Origin of the sequence: Lysobacter arseniciresistens ZS79, assembly GCF_000768335.1 — a bacterium.
In the GTDB taxonomy this organism is placed as follows: Bacteria; Pseudomonadota; Gammaproteobacteria; order Xanthomonadales; family Xanthomonadaceae; genus Novilysobacter; species Novilysobacter arseniciresistens.
Map to the genome: position 1 here is coordinate 12,514 of NZ_AVPT01000006.1, position 15,532 is coordinate 28,045.

Genomic DNA, 15,532 nt, shown 5'->3' on the forward strand with positions numbered 1-15,532 from the left:
CCACTGACAACCGGAAGTATCGAGGTCCACGCGATGTTGCAGTCGCGCGACCGGAACACCGCGTCAATCGAAAGCACTGTTGCGAGGTCAGTGGGTCGCGACTCACGTCGCTCCTACCTCCCGGATACCCGTCACGCGACGGCGAACAGGTCCGACCGCGGCAGCGCACCTTCCAGTTCCAGCAGGAACTGCTTGGTCGGCAGGCCGCCGCCGAAGCCGGTCAGGCTGCCGTCGGCGCCGATCACGCGGTGGCAGGGCAGCACGATCGGCAGCGGGTTGCGGCCGTTGGCAGCGCCGACCGCGCGCATCGCGGTCGGCCGGCCGACCCGCGCGGCCAATTGCGCATAGCTGACCGTCTCGCCATACGGGATCGAGGCCAGCGCGTGCCATACCGTGCACTGGAACGCCGTTCCGCGCGGCGCCAGCGGCAGGTCGAACCCGCGTCGCTTGCCGTCGAAGTACTCGCGCAGTTGCTGGCGCGCGCGGTCGAGCAGCGGATGCGTGCCTTCGCGCCAGTCATCGCCGCGGCGCACCGGATGGCGCGAGACGTGGAATTCGACCGCGTGCAGGCCGTCGTCGCCGGCCGCCAGCAGCAGCGGTCCGATCGGGCTTTCGATGGTGGTGTAGATCGTACTCATCGGGTTTCTCCGTGGGTCCGTGCGCGGGCCGTGCGCGTGGGCCGTGATCGCGTGCGGCTGGTGGCCGGAGCGGGGCGGGTCGGGTCGCCGCGCGGCTCGCCTGCGCTGCGGCCTCGGCATCGTCGGTGGCCTTGCGCCAGAGCTGCATCACCGCATAGGCCCGCCACGGGCGCCAGGCCTCGGCGCGTGCCGACAGCGCCCGGCTGGTCAGCGCCGCGTCACCCGCCGCGGCGACGCGCCGGAGCACCAGGTCCTCGGCCGGGAAGGCATCCGGGTGGCCGAGCGCGCGCATCGCGATGTACTGCGCGGTCCACGGGCCGATGCCCGGCAGCGCGACCCAGCGGGCGGCGAAGTCGTCGAGCGTACGCTCGGGGTTGAAGTCGACGCGGCCGTCGAGCACGGCGCGCGCGACCCCGCGGATGGTCCCGGCGCGCGCCCGCATCAGCCCGATCGTCGACAGGTCGGCGTCGGCCAGTGCCGCGGGCGTGGGGAACAGGTGGTCGAGCCCGGGCGCGCACGGTGTATCGAGCGGGCGGCCGAACCGTTGCGACAGCCGCGTCGCCAGCGTGCGTGCCGCGGCCACGCTGACCTGCTGCCCGAGGACCGCGCGGACCGCGATCTCGAAACCGTCCCAGCCGCTTGGCAGGCGCAGCCCGGGCCGGTGCCGCAGCAGCGGCCGCAGGACCGGGTCGGCCGAGAGCGTCGCGGCGATGACCTGCGGGTCGGCGTCGAGGTCGAACATCCGCCGCAGCCGCGCGACGATTGGCAACAGCCGCGCCGGCGCGATGCCGTGCATCTGCAGTTGCAGCGCGTGGCCGTCATCGGCCACGGCCGATACGCGCAGCCAGCCCGGTTGCGCGTGGGGGGTGTCGTCGGGCGGCGGGACCACCCGCGCATAGCTGTCGGCGTCGACCACCTCCACGCCCGGCAGTGCCCGCGTGCGCAGGAAGTCGAGCATCGCTCCGAACTCGTACGGTGGCCGGTAGCCCAGCCGCAGCGTCAGGGTTTGGTCGGACGCTGCGCGCGGTCGCCGCCGCAGCTCGCGCGGCGCCATCCGGTAGGCCTCGCGGAAACTGGTGTTGAACCGCCGCAGGCTGCCGAAACCGGCTGCCAGCGCGACCTCGGTGATCGGCAGCGAGGTCTCGGTCAGCAGCTGCTTGGCGAACAGCAGCCGGCGGGTGCCATGCACGCCCAGCGGCGCGGCGCCGAGGCGGTCGACGAACAGCCGCCGCAACTGGCGCTCGCCCAGCCCGACCCGCTGCGCCAACGCCGCCAGCGGCTCGTCGGCCAGCACACCCTGGTCGATCAGCTGGAGCGCGCGGGCGACGGTGGCGTCGCCGCGGCGCCAGGCGTCGTCGCCCGGCGACAGCTCCGGCCGGCAGCGCAGGCAGGGTCGGAAGCCCGCGGCTTCGGCCGCCGCGGCGTTGGGGTAGTAGGTGACGTTCTCGCGCCGCGGCGGAGGCGCCGGGCAGACCGGCCGGCAGTAGATGCCGGTGCTGGTGACCGCGGTGAAGAACAGCCCGTCGAAACGCGCGTCGCGGCTCAGCCGGGCCTGCTCGCAGACCTGTGGGTCGGGGGTGGCGGCGAGGGCGGCGGTGGACGACATGGGTGCAGGCTAGCACCGGGTCCGGGCCGGAACTCGCCGGTTTCGGACATGGATGTTCCGGGGTTCAGGCGATGGCGTCGCGTCGCCTACAGGTGCCCGGGTTCCAGCACCTGCAGCGCATCGCCGTCGCCGTCGTTCGCCGCCGGCGGCAGTCCCAGCAGCCGCATCAGCAGCGGATACACGTCGACGTTGTCGAACGCCGGCACCACCACGCCGTCGCGGATCGAGGGGCCGCGCGCGATGAAGATCGCCCGCATCGACGGCAGCGCCGGGTCGAAGCCGTGGGCGCCGCGGATGCCGGTCTTCGGCCACTGCGCGATGCGCTCGCGCGGCGCCGTGCTCCAGCCTTTGTCGGTCTGGCAGACGATCGCCGGTACGCGCGGGTGGCTGCCGTAGTGCCAGTGCGCCGGCAGCTCGCCCTTGCGCCAGCAGCGGTAGTGGTCGTGCCTGCCGAGCAGTTGCGCCTCGGCCGCGGCGGTGCGCCCCGGCAACGGCTCGAAACCCGCCGACGGCCCGCCACTGACCGCCTGTGCGTCGGCCGGGTCGACCATGTCCTCCAGCGCGATCACCTGCGCCGCCGGCACCGGCGCCATGCCGTGGTCCGACACCAGCACGATGTCGACCGCGTCGGCGAGGCCGCGCGCGTCCAGTCCGTCCAGCAGCCGGCCGATCGCGTCGTCCACCTCGGCCAGCGTCGCCGCCACCCCGGGCGAGTCAGGCCCGGCGTCGTGGCCGGCGTGGTCGAGCGCATCGAAGTACAGCGTCGCGAACCGCGGGCGCGTGGCCGCAGGTTCCGACAGCCAGCCCAGCACGGTGTCGACCCGCGCCGGCATCGTCATGTCGCCGTCGTAGGGCAGCCAGCGGGTGGGCCGCACGCCGCCGATCGCCGCCTCGCTGCCGGGCCAGAACAGCGTCGCGGTCGGCAGGCCGGCGTTTTCGGCGGCGACCCAGACCGGTTCGCCGCCCCACCAGCGGCCGTCGCCGACCGCTTCCTGCCGGCCCAGGCTGAACCTTCCCAGCGCCGCGTCGCGCATCGTGTTGTTGACGATGCCGTGCTGGTCGGGCCGTAGGCCGGTGACCACGGTGTAGTGGTTCGGGAACGTCAGGCTCGGGTACGACGGCGAAAGCCACCGGGCCCGCGCGCCGTCGGCGGCGAGGCGCGCGATGTTCGGGGTGACGCCGCGATCGAGGTAGTCGGCGCGGAAGCCGTCGATCGAGACCAGCAGGAGCGCCGGGCGCGCCGTATCCGGCCCGGTGTCGGCCCCCGGCGCGGACGCCGGCCCCCGCACCAGCAGGGACTGGCAGCCGGCCGCCGCCAGCGCGATGAAGGCGGCGACGGCCGCGACCCGGATCCTGTGCATCCCCCGATCATAGCCAGCCGATGTTGCAGGCCATCGCCCGCCGGTTTGCACGTTCCGGCGGAACGCCGCGCGCGCCCGCGCATTCACGCTGTCGGCGTGCTGAACCGTGGCCCCGCTGCACCCGGACGATGATCGGGCGGGGCGTATGCTGGCCCGGACGGGCATGCGCCCGGCCATCCCGAGGTGACCCATGAAACGCCTGCTGCTCACCTGCCTGATCGCTCCGCTCGCATTCGCTGCGGCGGCGCAGGTCGAGACCACCGACGCGCGTGTCGACGCCGGGGCTGCCGAAGCCGAAGCTATCGTCGACACCCGCACCAGCACCGAGACCACCACCGAGCGCGATGCCCGCCGCGACTGCATGCGCTACACCGGCAGCCTGATCCTCGCCGAGCGCAACCGCCGGGCCGCGGATGCGGAAGGCAACGATGTCGACGAGATGGACCGCGACGACTGCGTGGCCGCCAACGGCCGCGTCTACAGCCGCGAGGATCTGCGTCGCACCGGTGCCACCGACATCGCCGACGCGCTGCGCCGGCTCGACCCGGCGATCCGCTGAGTCGCGCCGCTCAGTCCAGGTAGGCCGGGAACGCCGGCAGCGCCTCGAAATCCTCCGGCGCGTGCTGGATGACCAACCGGCCGTCGTGGACCTGCAGCAACTGCCGCACCCGGTCGAATGACGCCAGCGTGTCGGCGCGGTCGACATTGAACGCCGGCACCCGCCCGCGCTCGTAGTTGCTGCGGCTATGGTAGAGGTCGCCGGACAGCACCACCGTGCCGGCGTTGTCGAGTTCGAGCAGCAGCACGCGGTGCCCCGGCGTATGCCCCGGCGTGCGCAGGATCCGCACCCGGCCGTCGCCGAACACGTCGTGGTCGCCCTCGATGACCTCGCGCTTGCCCGCGAAGCCGTCGAAATGTGCCCGCGTGACCGGTCCCGGCGTCGGCGACTGCGAGGCCCACGCCAGTTCGGTCGCATCGACCAGCCAGGTCGACGCCGGGAACCGCGCGAGGTTGCCGGTGTGGTCGTAGTGCATGTGCGACAGCGCCACGTAGTCGATCGCTGTCGGCGCCAGCTCCAGCGCCTGCAACTGGGATTGCAGCGTGACCGGCACCCGGAACCGCACGCCTTCCTCCTCGAGCACCTGTCCCGGCCGCGCGGCGATCGCGTCGCCCAGGCCGGTGTCCCACAGCAGCGTGCCGTCGGGGTGCCTGACGAGGTAGCACGGCTCGACGAGCGCGCCGGGCTGGCCGGCATAGCTGTCGTCGTCGGCGAACATGCCCATGTCGTCGAACTCGATCCGGCCGCAGTCCAGCGCGTACAGCCGCACGTCGCCGCTGGTGTCGGCTGCGCGGGCGGGGCCGGAGGCGGGCAGCGCCGTGGCCAGCAGCACCGCGGCGAGCAGGAGGGAACGTGTCGGAAGGTGCATGGGAACAGGCCGGTGGGGGAGGAATGGCAAGCCTACGGCGATCGCGCGTGCCATGCCGCCGACACTGCATGCCCCAGGTGGGATAATCGCGGCTTCGCTCCAGACCACAAGGATCCGCGTCGATGTCCACCCGCCACGACCCCTCACGCACCATCCGCGCGCCGCGCGGCACCGAACTCAGCTGCAAGTCGTGGCTGACCGAGGCGCCGTACCGGATGCTCCAGAACAACCTGGACGCCGAGGTTGCGGAGCGTCCGGAGGATCTGGTGGTCTACGGCGGCATCGGCCGCGCCGCGCGCGACTGGGAGAGCTACGACGCGATCCTCGAATCGCTGCGCAACCTGTCCGACAACGAGACCCTGCTGGTCCAGTCCGGCAAGCCGGTCGGCATCTTCCCGACCCATCCCAACGCCCCACGCGTGCTGATCGCCAACTCCAACCTCGTCCCCGCGTGGGCGACCTGGGAGCACTTCCACGAGCTCGACCGCAAGGGCCTGATGATGTACGGCCAGATGACCGCCGGCTCGTGGATCTACATCGGCAGCCAGGGCATCGTGCAGGGCACCTACGAGACCTTCGTCGAGATGGGCCGCCAGCATTACGGCGGCGACCTCACCGGCAAGTGGATCCTCACCGCCGGCCTGGGCGGCATGGGCGGCGCGCAACCGCTGGCGGCGTCGCTGGCCGGCGCCTGCAGCCTCACCGTCGAATGCCAGCAGAGCCGCATCGACTTCCGCCTCAAGACCCGTTACGTCGACGAGCAGGCCACCGACCTCGACGATGCGCTCGCCCGTATCGAGAAGTACACGAAGGCCGGCACCGCAAAGTCGATTGCGCTGCTCGGCAACGCCGGCGAAGTGCTGCCAGAGCTGGTCAAGCGCGGCGTGCGCCCGGACGCGGTCACCGACCAGACCAGCGCGCACGACCCGGTGCACGGCTACCTGCCGATCGGCTGGAGCGTCGAGCAGTGGATCGAGGCGCAGAAGGCCGACCCCGACACCGTGCGCGACGAGGCCAAGAAGTCGATGCGGGTGCATGTCGAGGCGATGCTGGAGTTCGAGAAGCGCGGCGTGCCGACCTTCGACTACGGCAACAACATCCGGCAGATGGCCAAGGACGAAGGCTGCGACAACGCCTTCGACTTCCCCGGCTTCGTCCCCGCCTACGTGCGGCCGCTGTTCTGCCGCGGCGTCGGCCCGTTCCGCTGGGTCGCGCTCAGCGGCGACCCGGAGGACATCTACAAGACGGATGCGAAGGTCAAGGAGCTGATCCCCGACGACAGTCACCTGCACAACTGGCTCGACATGGCGCGCGATCGCATCGCCTTCCAGGGCCTGCCGGCGCGCATCTGCTGGGTCGGCCTGGGCCAGCGCCACAAGCTTGGCCTGGCGTTCAACGAGATGGTCCGCAACGGCGAGCTGAAAGCGCCGGTCGTGATCGGCCGCGACCACCTCGACAGCGGGTCGGTCGCCAGCCCCAACCGCGAGACCGAGGCGATGCAGGACGGCAGCGACGCGGTCAGCGACTGGCCGCTGCTCAACGCCATGCTCAACGTCGCCGGTGGCGCCACCTGGGTCAGCCTGCACCACGGCGGCGGCGTCGGCATGGGCTACAGCCAGCACAGCGGCGTGGTCATCGTCTGCGACGGCAGCGAAGAAGCCGACCGCCGCATCGAGCGCGTGTTGTGGAACGACCCCGGCACCGGCGTCATGCGCCACGCCGACGCCGGCTACGACATCGCGAAGCGCTGCGCGAAGGAGCAGGGGCTGAAGCTGCCGATGGTCGATTGACGCGGCGGTACGGTTAGTCTGTTGCAACCGGCCGTTCACGAACGGCCGGACCATGGATCAAAGTCAACTCAGGGAGGAGAGTCAATGGACGCCAGAAGCGGCGCGCATTGGGTCGCGTGGGCGAACACCCACGCCAGGAACAGCCGCCGGATCGAGGATCTCGAAGGGTCCTTCCGGCGCGATGTCGAGACGTTCATCACCGTATTGGAAAGGGCGGGAGCGCGCGTCGAGGTCTCGGCGACGCGCCGCAGCCGGAAGCGTGCCTACCTCTTCCACTGGTCATGGAAGATCGCGAACGGCAAGTGCCGACCCGCCGACGCCGACCCGATGGCCGGGGTCGGTATCCGCTGGGACCATGGCGACGATGTCGCGAGCAGGGCGGCGGCGCTGGAAATGACCCGCGGCTTCGGCCTGGCGATGCCGCCACGCAGCGTCTACGCGCCGGCGCTTTCCAGCAACCATATCGCCGGGCGCGCGATCGACATGACCATTCGCTGGAACGGGACGGTGGAACTGCCCCGCAAGGACGGCTCGACGGTGGCCATTGCCTGGACGCCGAACGTCAACAGCAACCTCCCGCTGCATGATGTCGGTGCTTCGTACGGTGTGCGCAAGCTGCGTTCCGACGCGCCGCACTGGTCGTTCAACGGGAGGTAGCGAATCATGCGTAACCGCTTCATCAGGAACATCGCCGCCACGAGCTGCTGTGCGCTGTTGGCGGGATGCGTTTCGGGCGTCGCCGCCGACGGCTTTGGAAGCCAGCCGGCGGACGAGCCAACGATTGGCTGGTTGCATGGTCCGTGCATCGCCCTGGCGGATGACAACGTCGCACCGGGATCCGCCGTCACGGTCGTGACGCTGGACGATCCGCAACGCGTGGCCATGGCACGGATCGAAGGGCGCGCCGAAGCCGCGGAGGACTGTCCGGCGCTGATCGAGGACCGCCGCGAAGCGAACCTCGCCAGCGGTGTGTCGTTCTACCGGGTAGCGCCGCTCGACGAGGCGGCGTTGGCAATCGGTGTGTTGCAGTCGCCAGGCGCCGCTGCGGGATCCGAAGCGGCGCTGGATATCAACCGCGACGGTCGCCGCGATACCTACGGTCACTGCGCCACGGCCGAAGGGATCCGGTTCTTCGTCCGCGGCGATCCAGACGGGAACGGCCGCCCGCTGTGGACCGGGTACTACTATCTCGGCTACGACCTGCAGCCCGACTGTAGCGACGACTTGGCAGGAACCTGAGCGCGGGGACGCAAGCGACGACGGGCGAATCGACACCCCGCCCGCCGCCGACCGTCCGGGCTACTGCCCGAACGCCACCGTGCCGGTGTAGCTGACCATCCACTGCACGCCGTAGCGGTCGCGGCAGATGCCGAACTTCTCGGCCCATTCGACCTTCTGCATCGGCATCTCGACGTTGCCGCCGTCGGCCAGCCCGGCGAACACGCGATCGGCTTCGTCGCCGCTGTCGGCTTCCACCGCGACGTAGCTGTTGGTGCCGACCTTGAAGTCCTGCGGCCGGGTCACGTCCGAGGCCATCAGAACCGACGAGCCCAGCGGCAGGGCGATGTGGGCGATGCGGTCGAGCATCCCTTCGGCAATGCCCATCTTCTCGCCACCGAACTCGCGGAACGTCATCGCCATCGCGAGTTCGCCACCCAAGACGCGGCGGTACTGGTCGAAGGCCTCGCGGGCGTTGCCGTCGAAGTTGAGGTAGGGGTTGGCGTGCTTCATCGTCGGGCTCCATGGTGGGGAGGCGGGGTGCCTCCCTTTCCCGATGCGACGAACGACGATGCCGGGGATCGACAACAACCCGGCGCGAACCTCAGAACTTGTGGGTCACCCGCACGTACAGGTCGCGGTCGACGCGGGCCCGGGTGCCGGCGGGGTGCTCGATCTCGCGCCGCTCGCGGAACCGCGCCTCCATCGAGGTCTTCGGCCGGAACTGCCACTGGTAGGCGATTTCGGCGAGCCGGTCGTTGGGGCGGTGGTCGGGCGAGAGCAGCCAGCCGGCGTCCACCCGACCGGCGACCAGACCGATGTGGTGGCGCGGGGCGAAGTCGAGCACGCTGGCCTGCACCTGCCAGGCGAGGCCGCCGGCGTCGCCGCTGCCACCGGTGCCGGTCGCGGCCGCGAGCGGGGTCTCCAGTGCGTAGCCGACCTCGGCACCAACCACCAGTTTCGGCTCGTCGGTGCGCAGCGGCCATTCGGCGGCGACGCGCGCGTCGACGGTGGTGTAGTCCTCGCGCGAGGGGTCGGCCAGGCCGCGGTCGGCGAGGCTGTCGGGCATCCACGTCACCGATACCATCCGCTGCGTGACCGGGCCGAGCCGCTACCGGTTCTCCAGCCCGAGGAACACGCTGGCGCGGCTGTCGCGGTCGCTGAAATCCAGCGGCGCGTGGGCGACGCTGCCGCTGCCCTTGCGGTGCCGGTACTGGCCGATCACGTGGCCACGCCAGCCGCCCGCGACCGGGACGTCGACGTGCACGCCGTCGGTCCAGTTGATGTCGGTGTTGGGGCTGTCGTTGCGGTCCAGCCCCTTGGAGGCGACGCCCGGCACGGTGAAGCCGGTCTGGAAGCGGCCGACCTTGAACCGCGGGCCGTCGTCCGGCGCCTGGTAGCCGAGGTAGGCCTCGTCGAGGGTGACGTCTCCGAACGCGGCGCCGGTGCGGCTCGGTGCCCAGGCGCGCAGGTAGGCGTCGCTGCCGTCCTGCTCGCTGCTGAAACGGCCCGCCAGCCGGGTGCGGACGCGCCAGTGGTCGTTGAAGCCGCGCTCCACCGCCAGCCGCAGCCGCGCGTTGAACGCGTCCTCGTCGGACTCGACGCCGGTGCGGGCGGTGCGCTCGCTGGCGAAGTAGCCGGCGCGCAGGTCGCCGCTGAATGCCCAGCCGCCATCGCCGGCCGGAGCCGCGGTCGCGCCGGAACTGGCCGCCAGGCCGGTCGCGAGCAGCACCATCGTCATCGTGGGGGAGGGGAGGAAGGGGCGCATCGGGGGAGCCTCGGCATGCCGGAAACGGCGACGGCGCGAGCATCCTCCCGCCCCGCCCGGGGCGCGTTGATCCGGGTCAATCCGGCGTGTTGTGACGGGGTTCCCGCCGGGCGTGGCGCGTGGGTGCCGGGCGCCGGCGCCGGGAGGTGAATAATGCGGTGACGCCCCCCCGCCGCCGGAGCCGCCCGATGCGCCTGATCCGCAGCCTCACCCGCACCAAGTCCATCGAGCAGTCGATCGCCGACGCCGCCGAGCCGGGGCGCCAGCTCCGGCGCTCGCTCAGTGCCTGGGACCTGATGATCCTCGGCGTCGCGGTGGCGGTCGGAGCGGGCATCTTTTCGGTGGGCGCGCGTGCGGCGGGCGACTTCGCCGGGCCGGCGGTGACGCTGTCGTTCGTGCTGGCGGCGCTGACCTGCGCGCTGGCGATCATGTGCTACGCCGAGTTCGCCTCCACCATCCCGGTCGCCGGCAGCGCCTACACCTACACCTACGCGACGCTGGGCGAGTTCCTGGCCTGGATCATCGGCTGGGACCTGATCCTGGAGCTGCTGACCGCCGCGGCGGTGATCGCCAAGTACTGGGGCATCTACCTGTCCACGGTGTTCGACCTGTTCGACATCACCGTGCCGACCACCCTGCAGCTGGGCGCGGTCGCGCTGGACTGGGGGCCGCTGTTCATCGTCGGCGTGTTCACCGCGCTGCTGATCGCCGGCACGCAGATCTCGGCGCGGGTCAACAACGTGTTCACCGTGATCAAGGTCGGCATCGTGGTGTTCGTGATCGTGGTCGGCCTGACCTACTTCAACGCCGACAACCTGAGTCCGTTCGTGCCGCCATCGGCGCCGACGGCGGGCGCCGCGGCCGACGTCTGGTCGCAGTCGCTGGTGTCGTGGCTGACCGGTGCCGAGCCGGCCAGGTACGGCGTGGCCGGGGTGCTGTCGGGCGCGGCGCTGGTGTTCTTCGCCTTCATCGGCTTCGACGTCGTCGCGACCTCGGCCGAGGAGGTCCGCGACCCGCAGCGCACCCTGCCGCGCGGCATCTTCGGCGGCCTGCTGCTGGTCACGCTGCTGTACATCGGCGTGGCGCTGGCGTTGACCGGCATGGTCCCGTACGGGCTGCTGGCCGAGGCGGAAAACCCGTCGCTGGCGACCGCCTTCGTCGCGGTCGGCGCCGACTGGGCGGCGCAGCTGATCTCGGTCGGCATCCTGGTCGGCCTGACCACGGTGATCATGGTGCTGCTGATGGGGCTGGCGCGGGTGCTGCTGGCGATGAGCCGCGACGGCCTGCTGCCGCGCTGGCTCAGCGTCACCTCGTCCACCCGTCGCACGCCGGTGCGCCTGCAACTGCTGTGCGGCGCGGTGGTGGCGCTGCTGGCCGGCTTCACCAACGTCGAGATCCTCGAGGAGATGATCAATATCGGCACGCTGTCGGCGTTCGTGCTGGTCAGCATCGGCGTGCTGGTGCTGCGCCGCACCCGGCCCGACCTCGACCGTGGCTACCGCGTGCCGTTCGCGCCGGTGCTGCCGGTGGCCTCGGCGCTGCTGTGCTTCTACCTGATGCTCAACCTGACCACGCTGACGTGGGTCCGCTTCGCGGTGTGGCTGGCGGTGGGCGTGCTGATCTACTTCGCCTATGGCCGGCGCCATTCACGGGTGGGAATGGCGCCGGAGCGGGGCGTGCCGCCGGCGGCGTAGCGCCGTCGCGCTCAGAGCCTGCCCGGCGCTTCCACGTGCCGGGCGAAGCTGTCGAGGATCGCCTGCCAGCCGTCGCGCTGCATGTCGGCCGGGTTCTGGTCCTCGGCGTCGAAGGTGACGTGCACGCGCACGCCTTCGGCTTCCTCCTCGAACCGCACCGTCGCCTCGCGGCCGTCGTCCATGCGGTAGGCCAGCCGCGACTGCGGCACCACCTCGGTGTAGGTGCCGCCGAAATCGAAGCCGGCGCTGCCGTCGCGCGCTTCCATGCGGGTGTTGAAGCGGCCGCCCTCGCGCAGGTCGACGGTGCTGCTCGGGGAGTGCCAGTCCGGCGAGGCGGTGTTCCAGCGGACGATGTCGTCGGGGTTGCTGTAGGCGTCCCAGGCGGTCTGCAGGTCGGTGCGGGCGAGGGTGTCGACGGTGATCTTCATGCGGGGCTTCCGGGTGGGTGGCGCGCGGGAGTGGCGCCTTCAACTGGACGACGGGCGGCGATGCGTGGATTCGACACGCAGGCGCGTAACCGGGATGTGTCGATTCCGCCGCCGCCCGTCCGTCGCCAAGGATCCGGTGCCGTCACGCCGGCCCCGTACCATGCCCCGTTCCCGAGCCAGGACCGCCGATGAGCCACGACGCCCCGCCCACCACCGCCGACGAATCCGCCGCCGCCGCGCTGCCCGGCCACGTGCCGAGCGGCCCGCTGTGGGCCGAACTGCGCGACGCGATCCGTGGCACCGGCGCCGACTACACGAAGATCCCGCTGCGCCGCGCGGTGTTCCTGCTGGCGGTGCCGATGGTGCTGGAACTGGTGCTCGAGTCCACCTTCGCGGTGGTCGACATCTTCTTCGTCGCCAAGCTCGGCGCCTCGGCGGTGGCGACGGTCGGGCTGACCGAGAGTTACCTGTTCCTGCTGTACGCGATCGCGATGGGGCTGGCGATGGCGACCACCGCGGTCGTCGCGCGCCGCGTCGGCGAGCACAAGCGCGAGGCGGCCGCGGTCAGCGCGGTGCAGGCCATCTGGATCGCCGCGCTGGCGTCGCTGCCGTTCGCGCTGGCCGGCATCGTCTGGGCGCGCGAGCTGCTGCAGCTGATGGGCGCCGACCCGTGGACGCTCGAGCACGGCTACCGCTACATGCAGTGGGCGCTGGGCAGCAACGCGGTGATCATGCTGCTGTTCGTGATCAACGCGGTGTTCCGCGGCGCCGGCGACGCCTCCAGCGCGATGCGCGTGCTGTGGGTCGCCAACGGCCTCAACATCGTGCTCGACCCGCTGCTGATCTTCGGTTTCGGCCCGGTGCCGGCGATGGGCATCGAGGGCGCGGCGATCGCGACCACCATCGGTCGTGGCGTGGGCGTGCTGATGCAGCTGTGGATCCTGTTCCGCGGCGGCCAGCACATCCGTGTCGCCGCCTCGCAGCTGGGCTGGGACGGCGCCACGCTGCTCAACATCGTGCGCACTTCGCTGGGTGGCATTGGCCAGATGATCGTGGCGATGACCTCGTGGGTCTTCCTGATGCGCATCCTCGCCAGCATCGGCAGCGAGGCGGTGGCCGGCGCGACGATCGCGATCCGGCTGATGATGTTCACCACGATGCCGGCCTGGGGCATGTCGAACGCGGCGGCGACGCTGGTCGGGCAGAACCTCGGCGCGGAGCAGCCGGATCGCGCGGAGGCGTCGGTGTGGCGGATCGGCTGGTACAACATGGCCTATCTGGTCGCGGTGTCGGTGCTGTTCTTCCTGTTCCCGCGCGAGCTGGTCGGGTTTTTCACCGGCGACGCCGGCGTGATCGACGTCGGCGCCGAGTGGCTGCGGATCTTGTCGTACTCGTTCTTCGTCTACGGCTGGTGGATGGTCGCGGTGCAGGCGTTCAACGGCGCCGGCGACACGGTCACGCCGACCAAGATCAACCTGGTGTTTTTCTGGCTGATCCAGATCCCGTTGTGCTGGTGGTTGGCGCTGCAGCTGGACTGGCGGCAGACCGGCGTGTTCTGGGGCGTGTTCGTGTCGGAGACCGCGGTCGGCCTGTTCACCCTGTGGCTGTTCACGCGGGGCAAATGGAAGACCGCGCAGGTGTAGCGGCCCTGCACGGTTGTTGCAGGAAGCGTCGGCCGGTGTCGGGGCCGCCACCCCGCATCGACCCGACCCGGGTAGGCTGGCCGGACCCGCCCGCCTCCGGAGCCCCGCCATGTCCGATCCCACCAACGCCCCCGTCCGCCTGCGCATCGATTTCGTGTCCGACGTGGTCTGCCCGTGGTGCGCGATCGGGCTGGCGGCGTTGGAGCAGGCACTGGAGCGCACCCGCGGCGAGGTCGAGGCCGACATCCACTTCCAGCCGTTCGAGCTGAACCCGGGCATGGCGGCCGGGGGCGAGGACGCGGTGGAGCACCTGCAGCGCAAGTACGGCATGCCGCCGGCGCAGCTGGAGGCCAACCAGCAGGCGATCGTCGAGCGCGGCGCGGCGCTGGGCTTCACCTTCGACATGGACCGGCGCCGGCGCATCCACAACACCTTCGACGCGCACCGGCTGCTGCACTGGGCCGAGGCCGAGGGCCGTGCGCGGGAGCTGAAGCACGCCCTGTTGCGCGGCTACTTCACCGAGGGCCGCGACGTGTCCGACCACGACACCCTGGCCGATATCGCCGCCGCCGCGGGGCTGCCGGCGGACGGCGCGCGGCGCATCCTCGCCGGCGACATGTACGCCGACGAGGTGCGCATCGCCGAGCAGTTCTTCCAGGCCAACGGTATCCGCTCGGTGCCGGCGGTCATCCTGGAGCGCAAGCACCTGGTGTCCGGCGGGCAGCCGGTGGACGTGTTCGAGCAGGCGCTGCGGCAGGTCGCCGCGGCGAAGCTGGCGGGCGCGGCGTCAGCCTGACGAGGCGCCGTCCAGGTCCACCACCGGCTTGAACCCGCCGTAGATCATCCGCGCGCCGTCGAACGGCATCGGGTTGGTCTTCGGGTCCATCCGCGGGTCGTCCATCATCTTCTTGAAGCCCGCGTCGCGGGTCGCCTTGTCGGGCCATTCGACCCACGAGAACACGATCGTCTCGTCCTCCTTGCCCTGCACGGCGCGTCGGAAGTCGGTCTGCGTGCCGTCGGGCACGTCGTCGCCCCAGCACTCCACCACGCGGGTGGCGCCGTACTCGATGAACACCGCGTCGCCGGTGCTCGCGTGGTCGATGAACTTCTGCCGGTTGGCGGTGGGTACGGCGATGACGAATCCATCGATGTAGGCCATGGCGGTTCTCCTGTGCGGTGAGGGTGCTCTGTACGACGGGCGATGGCGACGGGATTCGACACCCCGCGCGGGTCATTGCGGCGACGGCGGCGGGTAGGGCGCGTCCCGTAGCAGCCGGGCGAGGTGGGCGGCGTTGCTGGCAAGCGTCTTCGTGGTCGAGGCGGTCTTTTCCGGCGTGTCGTCAAGGTCCTTGTAGTCGGTCTTGTGCATCGCCTCGCCGACCCAGTAGGTCGCGCCGGCGGCGGGGATGGTGAAGCCGAGGTCGGCCAGGCCCTGGTACAGCTCGGCGGTGACGTGGTGGGCGCCGTCCTCGTTGCCGACCACCGCCACCGTGGCGACGCGGCCGAAGGTGGGATAGCAGCCGTTGTCGTCGATCTCGCCGAGGAAGGCGTTGAGCCGCTCCAGGACCTGTTTGGCGAGGCTGCTGGGCTGGCCCATCCAGATAGGCGTGGCGACCACCAGCACCCGCGCGTCGAGGATGCGCCTGCGGATCCCCGGCCACTCGTCGCCCTCGCCTTCGTCGGCGCGCACGCCGTGCTTGATGTGGTTGTCGACGATGCGCGTGCTGTCGGTGTCGAAGCCGTGCGACGCGAGCGCGGCGAGGACCTGGTCGAGCAGCAACTGGGTGGAGGATTCGGCGGGCGAGGCGGTCAGCGTGCAGTTGAGGCCGAAGGCGGACAGCGGCATGGAGCACTCCCGGGACGATGAACGGACAGCCTCGCACCGGCCGGGTTAATGCCGCGGGCAGGCGCCGTGAGCGCGTGCGCCGACCGGTGCTCGGCCGGGGCCACGCTGCGGGC

At 71.2% G+C, this 15,532-nt stretch carries 17 protein-coding genes; 7 read left to right on the forward strand and 10 right to left on the reverse strand.

All coding sequences use genetic code 11. From position 1 onward, the window contains the following. Positions 1 to 131 precede the first annotated feature (131 nt). The 3 genes from N799_RS04795 to N799_RS04805 all read right to left on the reverse strand — a co-directional run bounded on the left by N799_RS04795 (position 132) and on the right by N799_RS04805 (position 3,605). Positions 132 to 629, reverse strand: a complete 498-nt coding sequence (locus tag N799_RS04795; RefSeq protein ID WP_238978761.1) for a methylated-DNA--[protein]-cysteine S-methyltransferase — start codon at positions 627 to 629, stop codon at positions 132 to 134. After that, complete coding sequence (locus N799_RS04800) at positions 517 to 2,244, reverse strand: DNA-3-methyladenine glycosylase 2 (RefSeq protein WP_238978749.1); 1,728 nt, start codon at positions 2,242 to 2,244, stop codon at positions 517 to 519. Before N799_RS04800 ends, N799_RS04795 begins: the two co-directional genes overlap by 113 nt. Positions 2,245 to 2,330: 86 nt before the next feature. Continuing rightward, the gene (locus N799_RS04805) at positions 2,331 to 3,605 is read right to left on the reverse strand and encodes an alkaline phosphatase family protein (RefSeq protein ID WP_036208674.1); all 1,275 of its coding nucleotides are present in this window, start codon (positions 3,603 to 3,605) and stop codon (positions 2,331 to 2,333) included. 190 nt (positions 3,606 to 3,795) lie between these two features. Here N799_RS04805 and N799_RS04810 point away from each other — a divergent pair, with 190 nt between their 5' ends. Continuing rightward, positions 3,796 to 4,164, forward strand: coding sequence for a hypothetical protein (locus N799_RS04810; RefSeq protein WP_036208677.1), 369 nt, complete (start codon positions 3,796 to 3,798; stop codon positions 4,162 to 4,164). 10 nt (positions 4,165 to 4,174) lie between these two features. Here N799_RS04810 and N799_RS04815 read toward each other — a convergent pair whose 3' ends face one another. Continuing rightward, positions 4,175 to 5,032 (reverse strand): N-acyl homoserine lactonase family protein, encoded by an 858-nt coding sequence (locus N799_RS04815; protein WP_036208680.1) that lies wholly within the window; start codon positions 5,030 to 5,032, stop codon positions 4,175 to 4,177. Positions 5,033 to 5,154: 122 nt separating this feature from the next. Between N799_RS04815 and hutU the strand changes: the two genes are divergently transcribed. The 3 genes from hutU to N799_RS04830 all read left to right on the forward strand — a co-directional run bounded on the left by hutU (position 5,155) and on the right by N799_RS04830 (position 8,061). After that, entirely contained in the window at positions 5,155 to 6,822 is a 1,668-nt protein-coding gene (gene hutU / locus N799_RS04820; protein ID WP_036208682.1) for a urocanate hydratase, read from the forward strand. Between the two features lie 84 nt (positions 6,823 to 6,906). Beyond that, positions 6,907 to 7,479, forward strand: a complete 573-nt coding sequence (locus N799_RS04825; protein WP_036208685.1) for a hypothetical protein — start codon at positions 6,907 to 6,909, stop codon at positions 7,477 to 7,479. 6 nt (positions 7,480 to 7,485) lie between these two features. Next, on the forward strand, positions 7,486 to 8,061 hold the full coding sequence (locus tag N799_RS04830) for a hypothetical protein (protein ID WP_152597816.1): 576 nt from the start codon (positions 7,486 to 7,488) through the stop codon (positions 8,059 to 8,061). A 60-nt stretch (positions 8,062 to 8,121) separates the two neighbouring features. On the opposite strand, the gene N799_RS04835 is transcribed toward N799_RS04830, so the two are convergent. The 3 genes from N799_RS04835 to N799_RS04845 form a co-directional block, all read right to left on the reverse strand. Then, positions 8,122 to 8,553: a VOC family protein gene (locus N799_RS04835; RefSeq protein WP_036208691.1), complete on the reverse strand. Its 432-nt coding sequence runs from the start codon at positions 8,551 to 8,553 to the stop codon at positions 8,122 to 8,124. A gap of 91 nt (positions 8,554 to 8,644) precedes the next feature. Beyond that, a complete protein-coding gene (locus N799_RS04840) occupies positions 8,645 to 9,109 on the reverse strand; it encodes a hypothetical protein (RefSeq protein ID WP_036208693.1) in 465 nt (154 codons plus the stop codon). Between the two features lie 42 nt (positions 9,110 to 9,151). Continuing rightward, positions 9,152 to 9,808 carry a hypothetical protein gene (locus tag N799_RS04845; protein ID WP_152597817.1) on the reverse strand — a complete coding sequence of 219 codons (657 nt, stop codon included), beginning with the start codon at positions 9,806 to 9,808 and terminating at the stop codon, positions 9,152 to 9,154. Between the two features lie 188 nt (positions 9,809 to 9,996). Between N799_RS04845 and N799_RS04850 the strand changes: the two genes are divergently transcribed. Next, the gene (locus tag N799_RS04850; RefSeq protein ID WP_036208702.1) at positions 9,997 to 11,502 is read left to right on the forward strand and encodes an amino acid permease; all 1,506 of its coding nucleotides are present in this window, start codon (positions 9,997 to 9,999) and stop codon (positions 11,500 to 11,502) included. Between the two features lie 11 nt (positions 11,503 to 11,513). Here N799_RS04850 and N799_RS04855 read toward each other — a convergent pair whose 3' ends face one another. Continuing rightward, the gene (locus N799_RS04855) at positions 11,514 to 11,930 is read right to left on the reverse strand and encodes an SRPBCC family protein (protein ID WP_036208705.1); all 417 of its coding nucleotides are present in this window, start codon (positions 11,928 to 11,930) and stop codon (positions 11,514 to 11,516) included. Between the two features lie 188 nt (positions 11,931 to 12,118). On the opposite strand from N799_RS04855, the gene N799_RS04860 reads away from it, so the two are divergent. Together N799_RS04860 and N799_RS04865 are read left to right on the forward strand one after the other, a co-directional pair. Next, positions 12,119 to 13,573, forward strand: a complete 1,455-nt coding sequence (locus N799_RS04860; RefSeq protein ID WP_081974698.1) for an MATE family efflux transporter — start codon at positions 12,119 to 12,121, stop codon at positions 13,571 to 13,573. A gap of 109 nt (positions 13,574 to 13,682) precedes the next feature. After that, positions 13,683 to 14,369 carry a DsbA family oxidoreductase gene (locus tag N799_RS04865; RefSeq protein ID WP_036208708.1) on the forward strand — a complete coding sequence of 229 codons (687 nt, stop codon included), beginning with the start codon at positions 13,683 to 13,685 and terminating at the stop codon, positions 14,367 to 14,369. Here N799_RS04865 and N799_RS04870 read toward each other — a convergent pair. Next, complete coding sequence (locus tag N799_RS04870; RefSeq protein ID WP_036208711.1) at positions 14,361 to 14,732, reverse strand: DUF1428 domain-containing protein; 372 nt, start codon at positions 14,730 to 14,732, stop codon at positions 14,361 to 14,363. The two genes, N799_RS04865 and N799_RS04870, sit on opposite strands and share 9 nt — an antisense overlap. A gap of 72 nt (positions 14,733 to 14,804) precedes the next feature. Continuing rightward, the gene (locus N799_RS04875; protein WP_036208716.1) at positions 14,805 to 15,419 is read right to left on the reverse strand and encodes a flavodoxin family protein; all 615 of its coding nucleotides are present in this window, start codon (positions 15,417 to 15,419) and stop codon (positions 14,805 to 14,807) included. Between the last annotated feature and the right edge of the window lie 113 nt (positions 15,420 to 15,532).